This is a genomic window from Leptolyngbya sp. O-77, assembly GCF_001548395.1.
GTDB lineage: Bacteria > Cyanobacteriota > Cyanobacteriia > Elainellales > Elainellaceae > Thermoleptolyngbya.
Window position 1 is genome coordinate 1225240 of record NZ_AP017367.1, and the last position, 23933, is coordinate 1249172.

Genomic DNA, 23933 nt, shown 5'->3' on the forward strand with positions numbered 1-23933 from the left:
GCGATCGCACGCCTGCAAACCCGTCCGCTGCTACACTGCTTTTCCGAGCGTTCCCTCAAGTTGTTGGTCATGTCGCCTTTTTCTGTTGATTCTGCTAAAAATTTGCCTGAAAACTGGTCTGAGAATTTGCCCGCGCTACTGGCGCAATTTCGGGCTACATACCCGGCCGCCGGACTGATTGCCGACCTGCTGACCGTGCAAAACAGTCGCTATGTTGTGCGGGCTAGCGTAGTGATGGGCGGGCTGACGCTGGCCACAGGGTTGGCCGAAAGCACCAGTCTCGAAGACGCAGAAGATCGGGCGCTGGGGCGATCGCTCCGGGCGCTAGGGCTGTATGGATTGGGCATGAATGACGGATTGACTGCCTCTGTCCAGACATTTGGGCAAGCTAGCGGGCAAGTTGGCGGGCAAGTTGGCGAAACTAACCTTGGGCACACGCCTGGATCTGCACCGATGGATGCACCCTGGAATCGCTCACCGAGCGTTTTGCCCAGCGCCAGTTCACCGGTGGATAACACTGTTTCTGCCGTGCCGCCGATTGCCCCAGCGAGTGACCCTGCGACCAAAGCGGCGATACTCCCGACTGAAAGCGACTGGGACAAACCCGACCCAACTGACCCGCCCCTGCCGCCCGAAGACGAGCTAGACCCCGGCCCCGTTGTGGCAGATTTCTACGCCCATATTTCCGCATCTGACGACGGTTTTCCAGAAGCCTCCGAACCCGTTGATTTATCCCAAATCACTAAGCCCGCCTCGCAGATCAGCGCCAAACCCTCTCGCAAAAAATCCACCAGTCCGTCGCCCGCGCCCGAACCCGCGCCGCCCGACCCAGCTCCGACTGCCATTGACTTTTCCGACATCCTCGCTGAAACCGATGTAGAACTGCGCCGCCTGGGCTGGGACGCAAAACGCGGCCGCGAACACCTGAAAGCCACCTACAGTAAGCGATCGCGCCAGGAACTCAACGAAACCGAACTCTACGACTTTCTGGATTTTCTCAAGTCTCAGCCCAATCCCTGACCCACAGCGCTTCATCCTCTGCTTAATCCTCTGATGTCTCTAGATGCGATCGCCGCTCAACTCGAACGCTTCGCTACGGTGCAATATCCGCTAGGGTAGTGCCTTTTAATAAAGGACGGAGAAAATTAGGAGTCGATATCATAGAGCAGCCCTGATTGTGTACCCACTCACGAACTTGATCCATCATGAAGCCGTATCTCCTCTGCCCGAGCTGTGATTCCGATGACATCATGAAAAATGGCACAACTCGTCGGGGCAAACAAAACTATAAATGTCGCGATTGTGGTCGTCAGTTTGTGGAGAATCCTCAATGGAAACCGAAAGACAAGGACACCTGTGCGCTGATTGATTGCATGCTGCTCGAACGCATTCCCCTTCTGGCATTGCCCGGGTCTGCAATTGTCCGAGAGTTGGTTGCAACAGTACGTGAATGCTAGCTATGCCGAGGTACCTCAGCAAGCGGAGGTGGTTGCCAAACCAACGTGCCGACTGGTGGTGCAGATGGATGAGTTGTGCTCATTTGTGGATGAGAAGGGAAACAAACACTGGGGCTGGCTGGCGATTGATAGAGCAAGCCGTGAAATTATCGGGTGTCATGTGGGAAACCGTTCTGCTCAATCGGCACAAGCGTTATGGCAGTCTCTACCGAGTGCATCCCACTTTTGCGATGAGTAAAAGTGCTTAGTTCTAGACTTTGGCGATAGCGATAAACTTTGAGTATTGTACTTTTACCCGATACCTGTCATGGACGCTGAGAAAAAAGCCCAAATCCAAGCCCATGCTCGTGCCCTTGCCGCTCTGCTATACGAGGAAACTGACCCAGAGCAAGTGAAAACGTTGGCAGGGATTGAGGCGGCAGTGCGAGGACATCTGCTCGAACATGTCAGCCCAGAGATCGGGGATTTTTTATTGCAACAAGTAGCGGCACGACAAGTGGACGAAAGCGTCGCATCGAGAGCATCCTTGGACAACTGCAAGTGAGTGAGAAACAAGCTCAAATTCTGGAGGTGAAAGCGTACACACGATGGAGTCCTTACCTGGAGCGGTGTTGTTTGTTGGTGAGTGCCAATGAATCGTATGAGCGGGCGGCAGAAGACATTGAAGTGTTGACTGGGATAAAGGTTTCTCACAGTACTCAACAGCGATTAGTGCATCGTCAAATCTTTGAGTTACCGCAAGTGGAAGAAACGGTTGAGGAGATGAGTATCGATGGAGGTAAAGTGCGATTGCGAACACCCGAAGGAGAACCGAGTGAATGGCGAGATTACAAGGCAGTGAATCTGCACGAGTCCTGTGTTGCTGCCTTCTTTCAAGACAATGAGCAGTTGGTCAACTGGGTCAATGTTCAGTCTTTATCTGACCCATTGACTTGTATTGGAGATGGGCATGATGGGATCTGGAATGTCTACACCCAGATTGGCAACCAGACCCAAAGACGGGAGATTTTGGACTGGTATCACTTGGTTGAGAATTTGGGCAAAGTGGGTGGTTCTGTGCAACGTTTAGATGCCGTGGAAACCTGTTTGTGGCAAGGCGATGTCGAGGGCGCAATTGCACAGTTTGAGGATTGGCAACACGAGCGGGTTACGAATTTCGTTAGCTACCTTAACAAGCATCGACAGCGGATTGTCAATTATGGCTACTATCAAGCTGAAGGAGTCTCCATTGGTTCCGGGGCAATTGAATCGACCGTTAAACAACTTGGGCGGCGAATCAAGATATCGGGGGCGCAGTGGGACAAAGATAACGTTCCGCAGGTGCTGAAGCAACGTTGTGCCTACCTCAATGGGCAATTCTCAACATGAGTCTTGCAAAATTGGGATGCACTCGTCTCTACCTCGTCAATACCGTCAGTATGCACGGATTTACACCGACCATTGGGAGGCTTATAGGAGTGTACTGCCCAGTAAACGGCATTTTGCAGTGGATAAAGATTCGGGTTTAACGAGTCATATTGAGCGATTAAATAATACGTTGCGCCAGCGCATCTCCCGGTTAGTGCGACGGAGTTTGTCATTTTCAAAGAAGCTCGAAAATCACATTGGGGCGATTTGGAACTTCATCCATCACTACAACCAAAAGATTCGAGAGAAACTGCAACGAGAGCAAACAACTGATTTTTCCCATCCTTTACCTAATGGTACTACCCCAACTTCTACAAGCCACCCGGCGGGTTCTTGGGAGAAGGATTTAGAATCACCTCAGCCGCCGCCAAACACTTCAACTTCCTTAAAGGCACACAGTGGAGAGCCATGCCCTACGCGAATTGCCTGGTTGGGTTCTCCTTTGCCGCAGTAGGGCGTGCCGTAGATTTCCCAGGTTTCTGAATTGCCAATGCGGCTCAGCCGATGCCAGAAGTCAAGCGTTGTGCCGCGATAGTTAGGATTTCGCAGCGTTTTGGTCAGCTTGCCGTTTTCAATGCGCTTGGCATATTCGCAGCCAAACTGAAACTTGTAGCGCTGATCGTCGATGGACCAGGAGCGGTTTGCCTCCATATACACGCCCTCTTCAATGTCAGCAATGATGGCGGCGGGCGACTCTTCTCCTGGCTCCAGGTTCAAATTCGCCATGCGGTCGATGGGTGGGCGGTTCCAGGACGAGGCGCGGGCACAAGACACCCCCGGAACCCCCAGTCGCGCCTGACTTTCCAGGCTACCCAGCCCCCGCTGCAACACGCCCTCGCGAATCAGATATTCCCGACTGGCGGGTGCCCCTGTGTCGTCAAATCGGTAGCTGGCAAATTCATGGGAGACGGTGGGGTTGAAGGTGATGTTCATCAACCGAGAGCCATAGGAGAGGCGGCCAAAGTCCGACGGCTTCACGAAGCTGCCGCCCGCGTAGTTGCGCTCATCCCCCAGAATGCGGTCTAGCTCTAGCGGATGACCAACGCTTTCGTGAATTTGCAGCATCATCTGGTCGGGAGCGAGGACGAGGGTGGTGCGGGTGGTGGGGCATTCTTCGGCCGTCAGCAGTTCGACCGTTTGCTGGCCAATCTGCTGGGCGCGGCTCCAAAGCTGGTCATCTAGAAATAGCTCCCATCCTCCTTGATAACAGTGCGCCAAGTGGCCATTGTTGCTGCGCTGTTGCACAATGGGCCCGTCCTGGGCGATCGCCCCATAGTGTGTTTCTATTAGCGAAAACTGCTGATAGACTTCTGATCCGTTGCTACTGACAAACCAAGAATCCACGGTCTCATGATGAGCGGCGGCAAGCGTCTGCACAATTTGCTCCGAGACTTTCAGCGTCTTGCAAAGGCGCACGAGGAGATCATTGATTTCTGCTGGCGAGAGGGCATTTAGTGGCTTTTGGAACGGCGACGCATATTGCCCAACCACTTTGGGGCGAATAGCGGGCGTAGCGGGATAAATGCTCCAGCGGCTGGCGGCGATCGCCTGCTGATAGGCAGTTTTAGCTGCAGCGCGGATCTGTTCCGGCTGAAAGGAATTGACTGCTCCATAGCCAATCTGCCCCTGCGCCATCACCTCCACCATCACGCCCTGATTCAGCGACTTGGCATTGCCCTCTGGCAGTCCATCGCGGATATAGCAACTGGCAGCGGTTTCCCTGACTGCCCGGAGGCCAATCCAGTCTGCGTCCAAATCTAGGGTAGAGAGCAGATGTTGCAGGTCAGAAATCATAGGAATGTCAGGGTTTCAGGATTGATGCGAGGATTGATGCGGTCAAGTTTGCAGAAGGCTTGCTCCGTGCCAAGTCGCTCCACTGCCCAGCCAAGCATTCAGAGCAACTGGAGCATTGGAAAAGTGTCTGAATGCATGGTAGCTGAATTTTTTAGCTGAAGGTCTGTTAGCCGACCCTTGAGTTCAGCGCAGCAAGCAAGCTTCAGGCAAGCTTCAGGAGGAGTCAGCGCCCTGACATGCCCCAATTAGTCAAGTGCTTGCGAAGAACCTTAACGACTTCTACGGATTTCACTCCGCAGACTCGGTATAAAATGATAGAAGTACTTAACAAAGTGACACTACAAGATTATCTTGATAACCGAATCGAGTCAGGAGAGTTGAGTCAGGGCAGCGGATTTAAGCTGTCAAGTCGGCAGATTAAGGCGGTTTCGTTTAACTGCACATGGCTGTTCAAAGTCCGATACTGAGTTTTTGGTTTGGGTGCTTCTACTGGTGGCTGGAGCGGTGGCTCTGGTAGCTTTTGTGTCAGAAACTGCGATTTGGGATTGGAGATTATCAAGGAAGCAGCCCATGCAAAAGGTTCTGTGTATTCTGGGTGAGTTGAGCGATCGCGATATTGACTGGCTCGTGCAGGTCGGTCGCAAGCAGCCGGTGCCCGCGGGCAGCGTCCTGATTTCCGAGGGGCATCCGGTAGACACGCTCTATATCTTGTTGGATGGGACGCTAGTGGTGTCGATTTCGGCGCTGGACGGCCGACAGATCGCGCGCCTATCGAGTGGCGAGGTGGTAGGAGAAATGTCGTTTATCGATGCTCGTCCGCCTTCGGCAACGGTGCAAACGCTTGAAGATTCTACGGTGCTGGCGATTCCTCGCGCCCAGCTTGCCGACAAGCTCCAGCAAGATGAAGGCTTTGGCTGCCGCTTTTATCGAGCGCTGGCGATTTTGCTGTCGCAGCGACTGCGGGGCACGGTGAAGCAGCTGGGCGACGAGGGCGCAAAACCTACCGCCAATGGTCATATTTCCCATGAAGAAGGGGCGGCGATCGCCCAACTGCGGTTCGAGCGCCTGCTCAATCAGCTTCAGGTTCAGTCAGCGGGGCCGGCCTAAGAGCCGCTTATTTGCGCCATCAGATTACGAATCAACTCGGCATCTCTAGCGGTGGGAACTTGGTCAAGATAGGCTTCTAGATCCAGCGATGCCTCCGGCCAGCGACCCAGGTGATAATACAAAATGCCGCGATCGCGCTGTTCTTGGGGCGCATCGGGAAACAGCATCAGGATGCGCTCGACCATTGAGAGCGATCGCGGCAAATCTTCCTGGTTCAAATAAATCATCTTCAGATTGGTCAGCATCCGCGCCAAAAACTGACGATTGCTGACTGGCTGCAAAAACTCTGGGCGCAGTTCCACAGGCCGCCCATACACCTGGCTCAGCCGCTCCTGACAGTCCTCAGCAAACATCACCGCACCCTGATGAAATGGGTCGATCAATATATCCATATCGGCCACGGTCGGGCGAATCAGGAAGTGGCCGGGCATCCCCACACCCGCTATCGGAAAGCCAATTCGTTTTGCAACTTCCAGATACACCAGCGACAGCGTAATCGGAATGCCCCGTCGCCGCTCGATCACGTCATTCAGGTAGCTGTTGCGCGGGTCGTAATATTGGGCGGCATTGCCCGCAAAGCCCAGATCTTGATAGAGATAGCGGTTCAGCGTTTGAACAATCCGCAGCGGATAGCGTTCGGGTGGCAAGCGCTCTTCAACTTCTGTTGCCATCACGTCCAGCGCGTTGAGATACTCTTCCGGGTCGAGCAGGGGATATTCTTCCTGCGCGATATACAGCGCAGCCCGCGCCAAGTCGATGGCTTCATCGGGCTGGTGAATCTCCTGATAGAACCGCTGTCGTGCTGGCGGGAAATCCATAGGGCAACGCCGGGAAGGTCATATTTGGGCTAATGCGTCACTGAGCTAATGCGTCACTAGCCACTCTAGGCGGGCTTTTGCCAGATCCAGGTTATCGAACACCTGGGGGTTGTGGTGGTCCGGCGATTCGTCATCGGGCACGTTGGGCGAGTCGCCGCCGTAGCCCAGACGGCTGACGGTCGTTCGCAGGCGATCGCTCAAAAAGGCTGCCAGCGCCCGATAGAAGTTTGACGAAAAGGCAACATCCTGCGACAGCTTTGCTGTCAACTGCATCCGGGGAATGGACCAGACCACCGAATTCTCCACCGCCCTCACCGTCGCCGTGGGCGGGCGCGAGTCGATAAAGGAAATTTCCCCTAACACCTCGCCAGAGGACAGCACAGCAATGGGGCGATCGCCCTCTGGCGAAGCCACCGACACCACAAATCGCCCGCTCAGCACCACATACAGCGCATCGATTGGCTGTCCTTCAGAAATTAGCACTGAACTTTTAGGCACGCCCTGTCGCTTGCCTGCCTGCAACAGCCACTCAAAATCGCGATCGCTAATCGCCGCCAGCAGATATAACGCCTTTTTCATACCCTTCAGTTTCTATTAAAATACTGTAAAATACTGTTAAAAATTAGCCTGTTGAACAAACGAATAAACCCGTTTTTAAGCCATATTCCCTCAGCATAGCGATTTTTTGGAATTTTTTTGGGAATTTTCTTTGGAGAGTTTCCTAGTGTAATTCTGAATGTCACAGCGGCGGAGTTTGCACGGGCGGGCGCACCCGCTGCACCAGCGTAAATCCCTCTGCTTGTCCCAAAACTCTTTTCTGAGGCAATTTCAAAGATTTCAGCGCCGCCTCATCCAACAAGAGATAAACCTGCGGTTCGTTCGTCCATAGCTTTTGCAGTCGCTCGGCATTGGCCGGCAGAACCCGGCGATCGCTGTAAAACTCCAAAGACGGGCGGCGATCGCCATAGGAGCTATAGACCGTTTCTCCGGCCGGGGTGTGCGATCGCACCAGCGCCGCCACAGGCTGAACCGGAAACGCCTCTGCCAACTCCCACAGCCAGTGGGGGGTCAGCATCAGCAACAGCAGCGATAGATACATCCCCCAAATCAACACACCGATAAACTGCGGGTTTTGCCGCCTGACCAGCACCGCCGCCACCGTGAGCGCCGCCGCCAGCGTCGCCATCACAATCCCCACATCCACCTCGCGTGGCTGCTGAATCCATCCCAGATACACCGCCCCGCCCCAGCCCAACAGCCCCAGCCCGCCCAACACCCACCACCAGAGCGGCGCATAGCCCTCTCCCGGCATTTGCCGCACGCCCACCTGCCGCCCCTCCCGCCACAGATCAGCCAGTTTGCCCCCCACCAGCAGCGCCAGCGCCGGATACAGCGGCAGCACGTACCACGGTAGCTTAGTAGACATGAGGGAAATGGCGGCAAAATAGAGACCGCTCCACACCAGCGCCAGCTTTGCCCAACCAAAAATCAGATTATTCTGCGCTAAGCGAATCCCCGCTGGCAGAAACACCACCCACGGCACGCCATACTTCACAATTTCTAGGAGGTAATACCAGGGCGGGCCGTCGTTTTGCTCGACGGGCTTCCAGATGCGGCTGGCGGACTGCTGCACCAGGTTTCGCCCCAGAAACTCCCTGCCATAGTGCCCCCACTGAGCTGCATACCAGAAGGCGACCGGAGCGCTGCCCAGAGCAATCCCCGCCCACAGATAGGGCTGCTGCAACAGACGCGGCGTATCCCAAATCAAGAAAACGAGCAAAATGCTCCCCAGCAGCAGCCCCAGCAGCAGTCCCTTGGTCAGGCAAATCAGCCCCAAGCTAAGGCCAATTCCCAGGGCGAAGCGTGTGTCTCGGCGCGATCGCAGCCCACACCACACCAGCAGCAACAGCCAGCACAGCACGGCCCCATCCAGCATTGCCAGCCGACCGTTGCGAACAACAGGCAGCCAGGTAAGATAGACCAGCGCCGACAGCAGCGAGGGAAAGCGACCAGGAAACAGTTCGCGCCCAATGGCGTATAGCAGCGGCACCGAGAGCGCGGTCAGGATCGCCCCCGGCAGCCGCGAAGTCCACTCATTAACCCCGCCGATGCGATAGGCGATCGCCATCAGGCAGTGCATCAGCGGCGGCTTATTCAGGTAGGGTTCGCCACCCAAAGTCGGAAACAGCCAGGCCCGCGCTTCCGGGGGCGATCGCCAAATCTCCCGCGCCACTTGGGCGACGGTGCCTTCGTCCCAGTCGCGCAGCGGCACGCCACCCAAGTTGACCGTCATCAGCAACAGCGCCACGATGAGCAGCGCGGTTATCCAGGCCCAATCTTGCCGGATGGGATAGGCACTGGCTTTGGCACCGGAGTAGCTCAGAATAGACATGCCAGCATTATCGCAACATTGGCACACCCTCGGACACCGAGATTCTGCCAGATTGGAAATTCTGGACAGGCGGGGTTTGCAAAATACGGCTTGCTCCGGGTTACCAAGGCCGGGCTACGCTGCGGCGCTATACAGGCTTCGTTAGCGCCTCCAGAGGCATCGGCTGGCGGCGGCGAGCCATCACACGGGCTGGGTCAATTTGCACCGATGCTTCGGCCAGGGGCAGCACTCGCGCTTCCTGAGTTTGCGCGTTGACCTGATAAACCCGCTGGTGGGTATAGTCTAGCCCAGTGAGCCAGCCGCTGCGGGGATGATAGGCTCCAGTATCGATGTCGAGCCAGCCCCGCCCTTGGGCGATCGCCCCTGGCGGCACGCTGGGCAGTGTAAAGGTAATCGTGTGGCCCGTGATGATGAGCTTATCGGGAAAGTAGGGGCGGGTCATGCTATGAAATTCGTCGCGCACCCAGCAATATTCTTGGGCAGTATGGTCGGCGACGGACAGGGCGGGGTGCATTCCCGCATGAGACAGCCAGATGTCGCCCAAGTCGAGGTGGGTAGGGAGCGATCGCATCCAGGTCACATGTTCCATCAGCAGGTCGTCAGACTTGCCATAGCTCTGCATCGTGGTCTGACCACCGCTAAATAGCCACACCTGTAGCGCCTGATAGGAGAGCTTGCCGTGGGGCATGACCTCTAGCAGCATTTGCTCGTGGTTTCCCAGCAGCGAAACGTAGCCCTGCTGCCGCACAAAGGAAACCACCTGCGCGCTTTTGGGCCCTCGATCGATCAGATCTCCAAGAAAATAGACCTGATCCCTTGCGCCCGGGGCGATCACCTCTAGCAGGCGCATCAAGCCATCATAGTGCCCGTGTACGTCTCCAATAAAAATGCGCCGATTGCCCACCGCAAACCTTCCTATCGATTGGCTAGACCACCCAAAGCTCAAACCAAGGCTCAAATTCGTCTGATACACACTGATGGCTATGCCGAACGCTAAAAACTCCTCGGCTCAGCATTCATCCGACCCAATTGGTCAGCGAGGCAAAGCAAGAACTTCTAAAAACGCTCCATAAGGAACAAATACAGCCTCAACCGATCTTCTTCCGGAGCCAAAAACCTGCTCAGCAGATCAGCACTCTGCCCAGCCTTCTTATCACAGCAATTCACAGACTTAAACTGAACCAGAACTGAACCAGAGATGAGCAAGGAATTTCTGACTCGCTCTGATGAGTGAGGCCGCTATCAGAGCGATACCCAGCGCATCCCAAATGGGTGGAAAATGGGGGTATTTCTTTCATTATGCCCAGAGAGGCTAATCTTTCGCCGCGATCGCCCGTGAATTTTTTGACAAGTTCCCGTAAAGCTTGCCCGGTGATTTCCAGAGGCGCTACTGACTCAGGGCCCGCAAAAACCGCTGCAACTCAGCAAACAACCCCCGATTGGGGACGGGGGAACTGGGTTCCTGCCCCATCGCCCGCAGCAGAATCGTGTCTAGCGCTTCTCCGGCGGGGCGCTGCGCCTCTTCAGCGACCAGCTGATAGGTCTCGTCCTGCTCTAACCAAACCTGCCACAGTGCGGGATACGCGCGAAACACGGCGGCGTTCTCTAGCGGACGAATCGAGTAGCAGGGCTGGAACTGGTTTAGGAATCGCTCCCGGAGTTGCCGTCCAGCATAGCCAATGCCGATGGTTGCTACATCCTCTAGCCGGGGGTTGAAGAACACCACCGGGCGATCGCCCGCCTGCTGACACAGCGCCTCGACCTTCCCCACCTCTACCGAAGACGGCTGAATAAAAAGGATCAGCGTTTCCTCCGGCTGAATTTCGGTCTTGACATCCTCAATGCCGCGAACCGCGTAGGGCACCTCGCCCCAGTCGCGCCGGGCCAGGGCAGCCGCCCCTGCATCGGGGAAAAACACCCGTAGCCCGCTGCCCCGCTCTGCAAAACCCGCCACAAACGCTTGCGCCACAGGCATTATGGGCAATTCAGGAAACAATAGCTCTACCTGAAGGCGCGTCAGCCCGTCGGCGATCGCCGCTTCGGTGGATCGCACCGCTTGGGCGATCGCCTCATCTAGAGAATCTGGAAGCTGGGTCATAGGTTGCTGTGGAAACAAGTCAGAACAACGCAAAGCCGATTAGAGCCGACCAAAGCCAATCCACAAAATGAACATTTGTGAAAATTCACAAAATCATTTGCAGACTCCCCAGTGTATAGCGAAAGCTATGGCAAATGGTAAAAAGCGGACGCTGCAAGATCTGTCCCTGTCTCGTCCCGAAATCCCGCCCAAGCTGATGAAAAGGTAACTGAAGGGATAGGCATTCTCCGTCTGGCGACAGTTTTATTGAGCCTTAAGGCTTCTTTAAGATTTACGTGGTGGAGGATATATGCGCCAAGGCTACTTAGCGCAATCGGTTTGCAAGAGGGCTTTAACCCAGTTCTAGCAGACCGTGCAGTTGTAGTAGCCAGGCTGATTTTTGCTGCGATCGCCCGAAAGCAAGCGCCCACTTGTGAATTTGTGTGACGTGGGAGATTCCTCCAGTGATGTGGGAACGCTTAAAGTATGAAACGCTCAATCACCAGATAGGCAATTGTTTTCTGCCCTAGAACCGCTAGACCGTCGCAGTTCCAGCGTTGACAACAGGTTGCCCATTCAGTCTGGTGAACTTTCCCTCGGTGACATGATTCCCTGACGTTTCTCCATTCGTCTGCTAAACCCCTAGTTCTTTTAGCTGTTTGCCGACCTATGACTTCCAGATCTTTCTTCTCCTCCGTTCTTTGGCATTACCTGAATCAGCGCGTATTCGACCGGAATAGTCCTATTATCTTAGACATTCATCGATTCTCACGCTTTTATCGAGTGCAGCATCTAGAGCGATGCTTTTGTCGGCAATATCAGCCAGAAGAACGCTATCGAAACCAGGGTTAGGACAGGCTCTAGCACTCTTTCTTTCCAGGTTTCGCACCAAGAAAAAGCGTCCCTTCAGTCAGCCTAAAAGCACATCCTGGAGTGTAAAATCCTCTCAAGCATCGCTAAGAACTTGTAGAGATTATCGGTTGCCCTAAAAGCAGATTTTTGGATAGCCGATCGCGATGGCTAGAACACGGCGATCGCAGGCATAGTTGCATGACTAGTGAAGTCATTATAGTTTTGAAGATGCGCTTGGGCGTGGGAGGGTGACTCTCACGCCTTTGTTTTTTCCAGTCCTCGTCTTTGACAAAAGATATACAAAAGACTTTCAAAAGGCTCTCAAAACCACTGAAATGCTGAATCTGGACTCGTCCCTGGCACAACACCGACAGCAGTTTCCGGCATTGTCTACCCAGTCCTATTTCAACTATGGCGGACAGGGCCCGATGCCTCAGGGGGCGATCGCCGCAATTTCGTCTGGGCATGAATATATGCAGGCCCACGGGCCCTTTTCCAATAGGGTCAATGGCTGGGCCCATCAGCAGATGCAGCAGGTGCGGGGGGCGATCGCCGCTGAACTCCAGATTTCCCCCACCACGCTCACGCTGACTGAAAATGTGACCGTCGGCTGCAACATTGCCCTATGGGGGCTGGACTGGCAGGCGGGCGACCACATCGTGCTGTCGGACTGTGAGCATCCGGGCGTGATGGGCATTGTGCGGGAACTGGCCCGCCGATTTGACCTGGCAGTGTCGATTTGCCCGCTGCTGTCCACCCTCAATGATGGCGATCCGGTGCAGGCGATCGCCCAACACCTCCACCCCGAAACGCGGCTGGTTGTGATTAGCCATATTTTGTGGAACACGGGTCAGGTGTTGCCGTTGGCAGAGATTGTAGCGCTGTGTCATGGCTATGCAGGGCGGCGCGGGCAGGTGCGCGTGCTGGTGGATGCGGCGCAGTCCGTCGGTGTGTTGCCGCTGGATCTGGGGGCAATCGCCGCTGATTTTTACGCCTTTACGGGGCACAAGTGGCTGTGCGGCCCGGCGGGCATTGGCGGGCTATACGTTGCGCCCGATGCGCTCGCTGACCTGCACCCCACCTTCATCGGCTGGCGCAGCGTGACAAAAGACGCACAGGGCAACCCCACAGGCTGGCAGCCGGACGGGCGGCGGTTTGAAGTGGCGACCTCCGACGTTCCGCTGTATGGGGCGATGTGCGAGGCGATCGCCACTCACCACCGCTGGGGTAGCGCTGCCGATCGCTATCGTCGCATCTGTCAGCTCAGTCGGTTTCTGTGGGAGGGACTGACCCAACTGCCGCAGGTTTCCTGCTTGCGGACTGCACCACCAGAAGCGGGTCTGGTTTCGTTCCAGCTTGCAGACGGTCACCATGATCGGGCCGTTCAAACCTTAGAGCAAGAGGGGTTTCTCCTGCGAACGCTATTGTATCCAAATTGCATTCGCGCCTGCGTTCACTATTTCACGCTAGAGTCGGAAATTGAGCGGCTACTAGGGGCGATCGCCAATCTGGCTCACTAATTCCCAAGGGATCTATTACAAATACTGTAGTTCAGTCCGGGGGCACACCAGCCAGGATTAAGGGCGTGGTATTCTAACCATGCTCCAGTTCCAGCGCCCCAGATCCTTGAAATTGCTCGATTTCCCGGAGATTTGCCATGCAGCAGAATCGTAATCTGCGTGCCCTATTATTGACAATTGCCCTGCTTTTGGTCGTTAGTGTCGCCTTTCTCTACAGCGTTAGCCGTCCCCATCCGCGCTATGCCCACAGTCAAGTCCTCCATCCGCCTGCGCTGAGTCAGGTGGAATCGAGCGGGTCAGGGTTGAGAGCGGAAGCACTCATGGAAGGAGCGGTGGCAGGTGGACGGGCCCGGGGTGGCGGGTTTGGGTCGTCGCCTGCGCCGTCTGCGCCTCGCCCCATGCCGCGATCGCCCTCTAGCGGGGGCTACTATCCCACGCCCATTCCGGGGCCCGTGTTCGTGCCTATTCCCGACTATGGCTATCGCCCATCGCCAACGGTGGTCGTGCCTGTGGGCGGCGGCGGGTTTGACTTGGGCTTTGTGTTTATTCTGGCGATCGTCGGATTTGCCCTGCTGCCTGTGGTGTTGAACTATGTGCGGTCAGGGGCGAGCGGCAGCAGCACGACGGCCGCGCCTGCGGGATCGACCAGCGAACTGTACAACGACATTGTCACCGTGTCCCAAATTCAAATCGGGCTACTGGCAGGGGCACGGGACTTGCAGCGAGACCTCAATGCGCTGGCGAAACAGGCCAACTGGGGCAATCAGGAGAGCTTGTCAGATCTGCTGCGAGAAACGGTGCTGGCGTTGCTGCGATCGCCCGAATATTGGACGCACGTTCGCGCCACGTCGCAAACAGTCAAGAGCCGGGAAGCCGGGTCACGCCTGTTTGAGCAACTTTCGCTGGCTGAGCGCAGCAAACTGAGCGCCGAAACGCTGGTGAACATTGGCGGGCGCGTGCGCCAGCAGCCCGCAGCCCAGTCGAACGACAGCGACCCAGCGGCCTATATCGTGGTGACGCTGCTGGTAGGCACCGCAGACGATCGCCCCCTGTTTAGCGAAATTCGCTCAACCGAGGCGCTAGCGGCTGCACTGCGCCGCCTGGGCAGCCTGCCGCCCAGCTATCTGCTGATTTACGAGTTGCTATGGGCCCCACAGGACGAGTCTTCTAGTCTCAGCCGCGATGAACTTGTGGCTAGCTATCCCGATCTGATGCAGATTTAGAAGGGAGATAAGGCACCAACAAGACAGTGGCAGAAAGGCGATCGCCCACCCAAACGCCTAGCTAGGTTAGCCAAGCGGAAAAACTGGGAAACGAGGTTGAAGCCGGGTTCTAAGATGACATCACCCGATAAAGAATCGGCCTCGAGCTATCAAGCACTCCCAAAAGTTTGACAGTTTTTAATGTTGCCTAGAATACAGAATGCCATCGCTCTAGCTATTAGAGCAGAAATTTGAAAACCTCTGTATAAGCCCCACTTATAGAGGATTCTGGCGACTCTAAAGCAATCCTGACTCAACCCCTAGAGCTAGCTAAAATCAAGAGAGTATTGTGCGGTTGCATCGCTTTGGAATTTTCGGCAAAAGATATATACGTTTTGCTGACATGCTACTGCCATTTACTAATAGATCAGCTATGATGACAGCGAAGTAGCGTTCGACTAATGGAAGACTCAGGCGTGTCAGCATTTGCTGTTGCAGGTTTATCCATCGAACGAGCCCCCCCGCGTTATTAGGTTTGGAGAGGATTGTGACTATTTACGTTGGAAACCTGTCTTTTCAGGCTACCGAAGAAGATTTGCGTGAAGTGTTTGCTGAGTATGGGAAGGTGAGTCGCGTTAGCTTGCCAACCGACCGCGAAACTGGCAGAAAAAGAGGTTTTGCCTTTGTAGAAATGGAAGACGAGGAGCAGGAAGACAAAGCGATCGCCGATCTGGACGGTGCTGAGTGGCTCGGTCGTGAGATTCGAGTCAACAAGGCCAAGCCTCGCGAAGGCGGCGGTGGCGGTGGCGGACGACCCCGCAACGGTGGAATGTAGGTTCTTCTAATTCTTAATTCTCTCTATACCTACTAGATGGGTTTTCAACTTCAGGGCTTCTGGAGTTTTTTCATAGGTATAGCCTGTTTCCGTGAGCCTGTAGCCTTGAGTCTTTGAAGGATCTAGACCCTGGTTTGTTGCACTGGCTCTAGACACCTTTGCTAAGAGTCTATTCCCCGTCCGGTGAAGGCTCTGTTGGCAGTTTGGATTCGAGCTTGGTTTCATGAGTGTTTCATAGGTATAGCTTGCTGTGTGGCATTGGCCATACAGCAATTTTTTTGCCGGGCTTAACCCACGCCTTGGCGTTGCTCGTTTGCCATTTGCCCTTTCCTCGCTGCCCCCCCCCCGGAGGCTAGAATCAAGACACCCTGAAATCAAGACACCCTGAATGGTCTACCGGGCGCAATTTTCGCCACTTCGCTCAATTCTCCGCTGCTGTCTCTCTTGCACTGGCTGCCATGACGCGATCGCGCTTGTTGCTCATTATTCTTGCCCTGTTGATAGGGCTGGGGTTTGCGCTGTGGCTGGTCACTTCGCTGACGCAGCTTTACACTCAGCTTGCGGCAGTGTCGGCGGCGTTGGCAAACCTGGTGGTAGGGAGCGTGGTAGCGCTGCTGGTGGGGCTGTTGGTAGCGTTGGGCTATTACGCTTACCTATTCTTGCGGCCGGCAAAAACGGTGCGATCGCACGTCAAAGTGCCCCTCGACCGCACCGAAGCTGCCGAAGTAAACCTGCAAGCCGTGCAGCAACAAGTCGAGCAGATTCAGGATGAGGTGACTCGTCAAGCGCTCATCGACCGCTCTCGCGAAATCGCGCAAAACATGGCGAGAGGCGAGTTTCGGGTGGTGGTCTTTGGTACGGGATCTGCGGGCAAAACGTCGCTGGTCAACGCAATTTTGGGGCTGGGCGTGGGGGATGTCGGGCCCGCAATGGGCACCACAACCCAGGAAAAGACGGCTCGATTTTTGCTGCGGGGGGTCGATCGAGAAATTTGGATTACCGACACCCCAGGCATTTTGGAAGCAGGCATCGCGGGCACGGCGCGGGAGCAACAGGCGCGACAACTAGCCGCCGAGGCCGACCTGCTGCTGTTTGTGATTGATAGCGACCTGCGCCGTTCGGAATATGACCCGCTGCGATCGCTCTCCAGCATGGGCAAGCGGTCGATCCTGGTGTTGAATAAGGCAGATTTGTACAGCGAGGCAGATTTGCAGGCGATTTTGCAGCAGTTGCGCGATCGCCCTCCAGTCGGTGCTGTCGCCTGCCGATATCGTAGCGGTGGCGCCAGACCGCAACCGTTTACCCTGCCCAACGGCGAACGAGTGCAGCCCCAGCCTGCTATTTTGCCACTGCTGCGTCGCCTGTCGTCTGTGCTGCGCGAAGAGGGTGAAGACCTGATTGCCGACAATATCCTGCTGCAATCTCAGCAGTTGGGCGACGAAGCCCGCCAGATTCTCGACCAGCAGCGGTTGCGTCAGGCAGAACAAGTGGTAGAACGCTTCCAGTGGATTGGCGCAGGAGTCGTTTCGATCACGCCGCTGCCGATGGTGGATTTGCTCGCTGCTGCCGCCGTCAACGCGCAAATGGTGGTGGAACTGGGTCGGGTCTACGGCTGCGAGATGAACATCGACCAGGGTAAAGAACTCGCGCGATCGCTCGCCAAAACCCTCGTTAGCCTGGGCGTGGTGCGGGGCGCAGTGGAAATTTTTTCGCTGGCGCTGCAAACCAATGCTGGAACGTTTGTCATCGGCCGCGCCATCCAGGGAGCCACCGCCGCCTACCTAACGCGCATCGCAGGCAAAAGCTTTATCGAATACTTCCGTCGCAACCAGGACTGGGGCGACGGCGGCATTAGCGAAGTCGTGCAGGAACAGTTTCAGCTCAACCGCCGCGACGAATTCATGAAAGGCTTTCTCAAAGAGGCGATCGCCCGCGTAGTGGAGCCGCTGCAAAGCAAATAGGGCGATGGGAGTCAGGGATCAGGGATCAGGAGGGGTCCGAGATCAGAGACATCACTCCCCAACGCCCGCGTAGCTCGACGCTTGCAGCCGAAACATCTCAGCATATTTCCCGCCGAGCGCTATTAGCTCCTCATGGCTGCCCAGTTCCGCGATTTGCCCATGCTCCAGCACCACGATGCGATCGGCCATGCGAACGGTAGAAAAGCGATGACTGACCAGGAAGGTCATTTTGTCCTGCGTGAGCTGTCGGAAACGCTGGAAGAGATCGTATTCGGCGATCGCATCCAGCGCCGCCGTCGGCTCGTCCAGAATCAGCACTTGGGCAGGAGTCATAAACGCTCGCGCCAGCCCCAGCTTTTGCCACTGCCCGCCCGAAAGCTCCGCACTGTCAGAAAAAGTTTTACCCAAAATCGTTTCATAGCCCCGGTCGAGGGTGGCGATTACCCCAGTCGCGCCTGCGTTTTGGGCCGCTCGTTCGATCTGCGTCAGGTCATCGCGGTGGCGCAGGTCGCCAAAGCCGATATTGTCTTGCACGCTTAGGTGATAGCGTGAAAAATCCTGAAACACTACGCCCACATTGCGCCGCAAATCTTCCAGGTCGAAGGCAGTCAGCGGAATGCCATCAATCGTGATTTCTCCTGACTCCACATCATAAAAGCGGGTCAGCAGCTTCAGCAGCGTTGTTTTACCCGCGCCATTCATCCCCCACCAGCGCAATACTCTCCCCCCGGTTTCACCGTCAGGTTGATATGGTGCAGCGTGGGTTCACTCGCGCCGGGATAGCGAAAGCTGACCTCCCGCAGTTCCAGCCCCCGCCGCATCGGATTAGGGAAGGCGATCGGTTGCGATGGACTCACAACCTCAGGTTTTAGGTTCAGAAATTCAAAATACTGGGACACATATAGATTAAATTCATAAATCAATGCGATCTGAAACAAGATGCCCTGGATCAAGCCCTGCGCCTGCTGAAACGCGCCAGAATACATAGTCAAATCGCCCAGAGAAATCGCCCCCTGAACCGTCCGCACAATGACCCAGGCGTAGGCGGCGTAAAAGCCCAAATTTGCAATCAGCCCTACGCCGACGCGGAGCCACGCATTTCGCGCCAGCACTTCGGCCATTTCCCGGTTGAACTGGAGGCGAATGTCTTGCCACTGACGCAGCAGATAATCGCCCAGGTTAAACAGGCGCACCTCTTTGACAAATTCCTGCGTGGTCAACACCTGCTGCAAATAGTCCGCCAGACGGCCGCTCTGGGTCTGGCGGCGTTTCAGCCAAAAGCGCACCCCCGAAAAGCGAATGCCGACCCAAAGCGCGGGCATCGAGGTTAGCAGCAGCAGCCCCAGCAGCAGCGGATTAAACGCCACCAGCAGCGACAGCAGGCCCGTAAAGGTAATGGCTTGACCCGCCAGGTCAATCAGCGTTTCAAATACCCGCACGGGGTAGGCACTGCCGCTCTGCTGGGCGCGGTTCAGCGTGTCATAAAACTCTGGCAGTTCGTAGTGGGCCAGATCGAGCCGAATTGCCTGTTTTAGCAAGATTTGGTTGGCATACAGCGTGAAGCGGTCATTCAAAACCTGGGTGGTGTAGGTCTCAGCTTGATTAAAACCAACTTGCGCCAGCGTAATGCCCAGCCCCAACCCGACCAAGCGACCTAAAACCGTCCAATCGACTCCGGGCTGCGATAGCTCCAAGACCACCTGATCGACGATGAGCTTGCTGATATAGAGCTGGGCGACGGGAATGAGGGCGTTGCTCAGCGTGATCCCCAGTTGCAGCAGTAGCAACCGGGGTGCCGCTTGCCAGACGAGGTGGACGAGGCGGGGCGTGTTTGCCAGGACGGCCCAAAAGCGATCGCGCGGAGAAGGTTTTTCGGGGTTGCGGGAGAGGAACTTGGTACGTTTTGACATAACACCCATGAATGTGATACCATAACATGATAGCTTTAGTCTTTTGATATCGAATAAAGTGGCATCAGGTACAGCTAGAGGACAACGGACTGAACGCAAAAATCCTCTCTTCCCCTTCACTGCGCTTCGCATTACCCCACAGATTGCCTTAGAGACACTGCAAGTTTGGATTGCTCGGTTCAACGGAACAAGGCTGAGGTTGGGAAGGCCGAAAACTGAAAGGCTGAAATTGACGGGAGAAAAGTCTAAGAAAAACAAAAATTATATAAAGTTTCCGTGAAGTAAGTTTGCGGAAGAAAAACCTCAAATACGCTTGGGGAGAAGGATTTACCTGACAAATCCGTATTAAGCTTGTGTAAAGTTTTCTAGGCATGTTGGGGAACCCTGATCCCCAGGCAAAATTTCCTATGCTAGGCTAAGTCAGTTCCACAGCCATAAGTTGAACACGAAATGAGTACGAGTTGAGCAGTCATCCGTTAGGCGATTCAAAGATTTTCTGCCTGGTGCAGATCTTTTGAGGTGCTTCGCGGACGGTCTGCTCCGATTGAACCCGATACGGCGCTGGCTTACTACTGGTCAATGCGTCCATGTTTAGTGTGCTTGGCGTGATGGACGGCCGTCAGAGTATTTTTGCGGCGATCGCCATCCTAAAGCTGGTTCAGGGTCTCGGCTCACCATGTCCTTCACTATGGAGTGTATGTCTCAGAAACTTTGGAGCGGCCTCACGACTGCCGCCTTCCTGCTTACCGCTCTAGCGCCTGTCTCGGCTGCATTTGCAGACGTACAGACAGACTCTGCTAGCGAGGGTGACGAGGTTCCCCAAGCAAAGGTTCCCTCTCTGGATGCCTCGACCGAGCCAGGTTTACCTGCACCACTGTCAGCATCCGCAGGTCAAGCCTCGGAAACAGATACAGTCCCGTCGGGAGCCATTTCGGAAACCCTGCCGACCAATCGGATTGCTGCCGCCCTTGGCGAAGTCCGCAAGGTGGGCGAGTATCAAGACCAGGAAGAAACAGATATCGCTGAAGACCTGACGGTCACCATCATTCCGCATGAGGTGAACAACCGCTCATCAGCCACGCTCCGTATTCAGAGCATCCCTGTCTTCACGTTTTTGGGTGCCGTCACCCAGCCAGATCCTCCGTCTGCTCCTGCAACGATCGCCCCTGGTGGCACAGGTGAGCTTGCCGCAGCCGATGACGAATCGGAAACGGTCAAGCGACCAACGCCGCCCGAAGTAGATGCGTCTGCGGTAGTGCCTGGACAGCCAGAGTCAAGTCCCGGTGAAACTGCGGAATCTTCTGCTGATCCGATGCAGCGAGCTGGGGCGATCGCGGCTCGATTGCGCCAGATCCACCGAGATGGCACCAGCGCCGAAACGATTACCGTCCGCTGGGATGCTCAGCGTGAGCGCTACGTCATCCAGGTTGGCAGTGAAGAGCTAATCGAGATGAACGCCGACATCATCTTGCCGGACACCACGCGCAACCCAGCCGAAGACGCGCTGCAAGCCACCAATCGTCTTCGTCGCTTGTTGGGAAGCGCCCCACCGCTGCAAGATATCCAAGATCGTCCCCGTCCTGCGGTCCGAGTGTCGGTGTCTCCTGCGAACCGAGCAGGCAGTACGAGAGTTGCATCAGGGATTGCATCCTGGTACGGCCCCGGATTCCACGGCAACCGCAGCGCCAGCGGTGAAGTGTTTAACCAAAACGCCATGACCGCTGCCCATCGCTATCTGCCCTTTGGAACCCAGGTGCGCGTGACCAACCTCAACACCGGACAATCGGTGGTGGTTCGCATCAACGATCGGGGCCCATTCTCACGGGGTCGAGTGATTGACCTATCGGCGGGGGCTGCCCGCGCCATCGGCATGATCGGTAGCGGCATCGCACCTGTCAGTCTGGAGGTTATCGGTCGCAGCCAAACGGCATCGCGCTAACACCAGAGGATGTAGCCCTGCTTTGCTAGCGTCTATGTTTTGCTAGCGTCTATATCAATAAGCGCAGTTTGGAAAGCCCCTTTTGGTACGCATGTTTGAAGCAACGGACTGTCGCTGAAGCGATTATCTCGCAATCAGAACTGTCCCAGTGTCAACAACACGGCTGTGGAACGCATCGGCTAGATGTTGCTGCCAAAACCAAACTTGCAGATCTCAGTCATGCTTGCGGGTAGAGTTCGACCCCCATTTATGAGTCTGCCCAAGCAAGCTGAATTGACCTAACTCAAATAAAGCTGGGAGCGATTCACCAATGAACTCCCAGCTTTTTGTTTGACTTTAGCCTGGGCTAAAGCCCCAAAATCAAGGTTCGAGGATGGCAGGTTCCTGTATAGGTGCAAACGTTGTCACCAGCGCGACTTTTGTCGGGTCGGCGGAGGGGCAGAGATCGGCCAACTGGCAGCGATCGCACGCTGGATTTCGCGCATTGCACACCGCCCGCCCGTGATAAATCAGGCGAATCGACCAGTTTTCCCAATCCGGCTGGGGCAGTAGCTTCATCAGGTCGCGCTCAATCCGCACGGGGTCAGTGTGCGTGGTCAGGCCCAGGCGGTTGGTCAGCCGCTTGACGTGCGTATCCACCGTCACGCCCGCATTGATGCCAAAAGCGTGAGCCAGCACCACGTTCCCCGTCTTGCGGGCCACACCGGGCAGCGTCAGCAGTTCTTCCATCGTCTGCGGCACCTGCCCCCCAAAGTCCGTCATGATTTTGCGGCAGGCTGCCTGGATATTTTTCGCTTTGTTGCGATAGAACCCCGTCGAGCGCACCAGATTTTCGATTTCTGCCAGATCAGCGCTAGCCATAGACGCTGCATCCGGGAAGCGGCGAAATAGCTCCGGTGTTACTTTATTCACTCGCTCATCGGTACACTGCGCCGACAAAATCGTTGCCACGAGCAGTTGCACGGGCGTTTCATAATCCAGTGAACAGGTTGCATCCGGATACAACCGCTTCAGACGCAACAAAATCTCCAGCGATCGCTGTTTCTTCCCCGCCCGTCTTGGCACACGCCTTCTTCCTTGATTGGAGCAAATTATTGAAGCAAATTTCTGAAAAAGGACAGTTGGGTAGTGTCGCGCACAATCAAGAACACGCCCAGCCCCAGCAGCAGCATCAGGCCCGTTTGCATCACGCTTTCCTGGAAGCGAGTGGGCAGTGGCTTGCCGCGTAGTGCCTCGATTAGCAGAAATGCCAACTGACCACCATCCAGCGCAGGCAGCGGCAGGATGTTGATAATTGCCAGGTTGATACTGATGATGGCGGTGAAAGGAAAGAGGTTGATCCAGTCGTTTGCCGCGAGGCTTGCGCCCTGCTCCACAATCTTGACCGGGCCAGCTACCTGCCCCGACACCGACGAAAAGTTCGTAATTAGCGAGACAAAGCCCTGAACCGTCCGCGAGAACATATCCTGAAACTCTCTGGCGGCAAGGCTGAACACCTCAAAGAGTCCGTTTGGACGACGAAACTCGACCTTGCCATTCGGATTCAACACCACGCCGATCTTGCCCACGCCTTCGGCATCTGGCTTTGGCGTAACGCTGAGATTGACCTGACCCGAATTACGCTGAACGGTCAGATTAATGGGGCGATTTGGACTTGTAGTAATAGCTTCCATCAGCGCTTTCTGAGCGGCTTCGCCTTCGCCCAGGCTTTGCCCATTGACCGCCAGCACAATGTCGCCATCCTGCACACCCGCTAGCGCGGCCGGCGAATCGGCCGACACTACCTGGGGAATCATCACCCCCGGTTCGTAATTAAATGCCTGCGGCACGCCGACGATCGCCACCTGAGTCACAAACACCAGATAAGCAAACAGCAGATTAGCAATCACCCCAGCGCTGATGACGATCGCCCGATCGAGTACGCCACGATTCCGCATCAGGTTGGGGTCGTTGGGCAGAATGTCGCTGTCTGGGTCGTCGTCTGGAAAACCCACGAAGCCGCCCAGCGGAATGGCGCGAATCGCATACTCCGTTTCGGGGCCCTGATACTTCCACAGGATCGGCCCAAAGCCCAGAGAGAACCGATTGACATGAATCCCCTGGAGTCGCGCCGCCAGGAAGTGCCCCAGCTCGTGAACAAAGATCAGGAGTGCAAGAACTGCGATCGCCGCCAAAACCGACATAAGCAAGCCTGAGTTACTACTTTACGATGCGTATCCATAACGCATATTTGTCCATTCTAAAGGGATTCCCGGATTGATGGGTTACCCCTCCTCTCCCTCCACCAGCGCCACATACTCTTCCATCGACAGCGCATCGTCTAACTCGGCTCCATCGCTGACCTCCACTTTGAGCAGCCAGGCCGTACCGTAGGGGTCGTCGGCAAGCTGCTCTGGCGCGTCGAGCAGGGGGTCGTTGCGCTCGATCACCTTGCCAGAGAGGGGCGCTTTCAGGTCTTCGACGGCCTTAACCGATTCCACCGTGCCAAAGGTTTCGCCCTTTTCTAGCGCATCGCCAACTTCGGGCAGTTCTAAAAACACGATGTCGCCAAGCTGGTCAACGGCAAAGGCTGTGATGCCTATTGTGGCGGTGTCTCCATCCAGGCGGATGTACTCGTGAGAATCTGTGTATTTCAGATCTTCGGGATATTCCAGGCTCATAG

19 protein-coding genes and 2 pseudogenes are annotated in these 23933 nt (G+C 55.7%); 10 read left to right on the plus strand and 11 right to left on the minus strand.

Annotated features, from left to right (window positions below):
* The first annotated feature begins 69 nt into the window (after positions 1-69).
* From O77CONTIG1_RS05225 to O77CONTIG1_RS23330, 4 genes and pseudogenes are all read left to right on the plus strand, one after another.
* A complete protein-coding gene (locus tag O77CONTIG1_RS05225) occupies positions 70-1020 on the plus strand; it encodes a hypothetical protein (RefSeq protein ID WP_068508649.1) in 951 nt (316 codons plus the stop codon).
* A 185-nt stretch (positions 1021-1205) separates the two neighbouring features.
* A pseudogene (locus O77CONTIG1_RS25370) lies at positions 1206-1320 on the plus strand (IS1 family transposase); the annotation flags it as partial.
* Between the two features lie 444 nt (positions 1321-1764).
* Positions 1765-2825, plus strand: a protein-coding gene (locus tag O77CONTIG1_RS05235) for an ISKra4 family transposase (RefSeq protein ID WP_156434832.1) whose coding sequence is annotated in 2 segments (ribosomal slippage) — positions 1765-1921 and positions 1921-2825 — 1062 coding nt in all. Because the reading frame shifts where the segments join, the coding sequence is not laid out codon by codon here.
* 25 nt (positions 2826-2850) lie between these two features.
* Positions 2851-3105 (plus strand): annotated as a pseudogene (locus O77CONTIG1_RS23330) (IS1 family transposase); the annotation flags it as partial.
* A 116-nt stretch (positions 3106-3221) separates the two neighbouring features.
* Here O77CONTIG1_RS23330 and O77CONTIG1_RS05240 read toward each other — a convergent pair.
* Complete coding sequence (locus O77CONTIG1_RS05240; RefSeq protein WP_068508650.1) at positions 3222-4658, minus strand: TldD/PmbA family protein; 1437 nt, start codon at positions 4656-4658, stop codon at positions 3222-3224.
* A gap of 504 nt (positions 4659-5162) precedes the next feature.
* Here O77CONTIG1_RS05240 and O77CONTIG1_RS05245 point away from each other — a divergent pair.
* Entirely contained in the window at positions 5163-5765 is a 603-nt protein-coding gene (locus O77CONTIG1_RS05245; RefSeq protein ID WP_286132553.1) for a cyclic nucleotide-binding domain-containing protein, read from the plus strand.
* Here O77CONTIG1_RS05245 and O77CONTIG1_RS05250 read toward each other — a convergent pair.
* From O77CONTIG1_RS05250 to O77CONTIG1_RS05270, 5 genes are all read right to left on the minus strand, one after another.
* On the minus strand, positions 5762-6583 hold the full coding sequence (locus O77CONTIG1_RS05250; RefSeq protein WP_068508655.1) for a SirB1 family protein: 822 nt from the start codon (positions 6581-6583) through the stop codon (positions 5762-5764). The genes O77CONTIG1_RS05245 and O77CONTIG1_RS05250 overlap by 4 nt on opposite strands.
* 45 nt (positions 6584-6628) lie before the next feature.
* Positions 6629-7162 carry a cyclic nucleotide-binding domain-containing protein gene (locus O77CONTIG1_RS05255; RefSeq protein WP_068508657.1) on the minus strand — a complete coding sequence of 178 codons (534 nt, stop codon included), beginning with the start codon at positions 7160-7162 and terminating at the stop codon, positions 6629-6631.
* Between the two features lie 160 nt (positions 7163-7322).
* Complete coding sequence (locus O77CONTIG1_RS05260; protein ID WP_068508665.1) at positions 7323-8975, minus strand: ArnT family glycosyltransferase; 1653 nt, start codon at positions 8973-8975, stop codon at positions 7323-7325.
* 127 nt (positions 8976-9102) lie between these two features.
* Complete coding sequence (locus O77CONTIG1_RS05265) at positions 9103-9879, minus strand: metallophosphoesterase family protein (protein ID WP_068508667.1); 777 nt, start codon at positions 9877-9879, stop codon at positions 9103-9105.
* A 483-nt stretch (positions 9880-10362) separates the two neighbouring features.
* Positions 10363-11073: a DUF1995 family protein gene (locus tag O77CONTIG1_RS05270; protein WP_068508669.1), complete on the minus strand. Its 711-nt coding sequence runs from the start codon at positions 11071-11073 to the stop codon at positions 10363-10365.
* 1166 nt (positions 11074-12239) lie between these two features.
* Here O77CONTIG1_RS05270 and O77CONTIG1_RS05275 point away from each other — a divergent pair.
* From O77CONTIG1_RS05275 to O77CONTIG1_RS05290, 4 genes are all read left to right on the plus strand, one after another.
* Positions 12240-13424, plus strand: coding sequence for an aminotransferase class V-fold PLP-dependent enzyme (locus O77CONTIG1_RS05275; RefSeq protein WP_172799638.1), 1185 nt, complete (start codon positions 12240-12242; stop codon positions 13422-13424).
* Between the two features lie 137 nt (positions 13425-13561).
* On the plus strand, positions 13562-14647 hold the full coding sequence (locus O77CONTIG1_RS05280; protein ID WP_084782233.1) for a DUF1517 domain-containing protein: 1086 nt from the start codon (positions 13562-13564) through the stop codon (positions 14645-14647).
* 526 nt (positions 14648-15173) lie between these two features.
* Positions 15174-15461, plus strand: a complete 288-nt coding sequence (locus O77CONTIG1_RS05285) for an RNA recognition motif domain-containing protein (protein ID WP_068508672.1) — start codon at positions 15174-15176, stop codon at positions 15459-15461.
* 458 nt (positions 15462-15919) lie between these two features.
* Positions 15920-17422: a YcjF family protein gene (locus O77CONTIG1_RS05290; protein WP_068508674.1), complete on the plus strand. Its 1503-nt coding sequence runs from the start codon at positions 15920-15922 to the stop codon at positions 17420-17422.
* A gap of 51 nt (positions 17423-17473) precedes the next feature.
* Here the strand turns inward: O77CONTIG1_RS05290 and O77CONTIG1_RS25990 are convergent, their stop codons facing one another.
* Positions 17474-18124 (minus strand): ATP-binding cassette domain-containing protein, encoded by a 651-nt coding sequence (locus O77CONTIG1_RS25990; RefSeq protein ID WP_286132554.1) that lies wholly within the window; start codon positions 18122-18124, stop codon positions 17474-17476.
* Positions 18121-19332 carry an ABC transporter transmembrane domain-containing protein gene (locus O77CONTIG1_RS05295; protein ID WP_225894692.1) on the minus strand — a complete coding sequence of 404 codons (1212 nt, stop codon included), beginning with the start codon at positions 19330-19332 and terminating at the stop codon, positions 18121-18123. The genes O77CONTIG1_RS25990 and O77CONTIG1_RS05295 overlap by 4 nt, the downstream gene beginning before the upstream one ends.
* Before the next feature lie 697 nt (positions 19333-20029).
* Between O77CONTIG1_RS05295 and O77CONTIG1_RS25995 the strand changes: the two genes are divergently transcribed.
* Positions 20030-21271 carry a septal ring lytic transglycosylase RlpA family protein gene (locus O77CONTIG1_RS25995; RefSeq protein ID WP_068508680.1) on the plus strand — a complete coding sequence of 414 codons (1242 nt, stop codon included), beginning with the start codon at positions 20030-20032 and terminating at the stop codon, positions 21269-21271.
* Positions 21272-21631: 360 nt separating this feature from the next.
* On the opposite strand, the gene nth is transcribed toward O77CONTIG1_RS25995, so the two are convergent.
* The 3 genes from nth to gcvH all read right to left on the minus strand — a co-directional run bounded on the left by nth (position 21632) and on the right by gcvH (position 23931).
* Positions 21632-22336, minus strand: a complete 705-nt coding sequence (gene nth / locus O77CONTIG1_RS05305; protein ID WP_068508685.1) for an endonuclease III — start codon at positions 22334-22336, stop codon at positions 21632-21634.
* Positions 22337-22362: 26 nt separating this feature from the next.
* A complete protein-coding gene (gene rseP / locus O77CONTIG1_RS05310; protein ID WP_068508686.1) occupies positions 22363-23454 on the minus strand; it encodes an RIP metalloprotease RseP in 1092 nt (363 codons plus the stop codon).
* 81 nt (positions 23455-23535) lie between these two features.
* Positions 23536-23931: a glycine cleavage system protein GcvH gene (gene gcvH / locus O77CONTIG1_RS05315; RefSeq protein ID WP_068508687.1), complete on the minus strand. Its 396-nt coding sequence runs from the start codon at positions 23929-23931 to the stop codon at positions 23536-23538.
* Between the last annotated feature and the right edge of the window lie 2 nt (positions 23932-23933).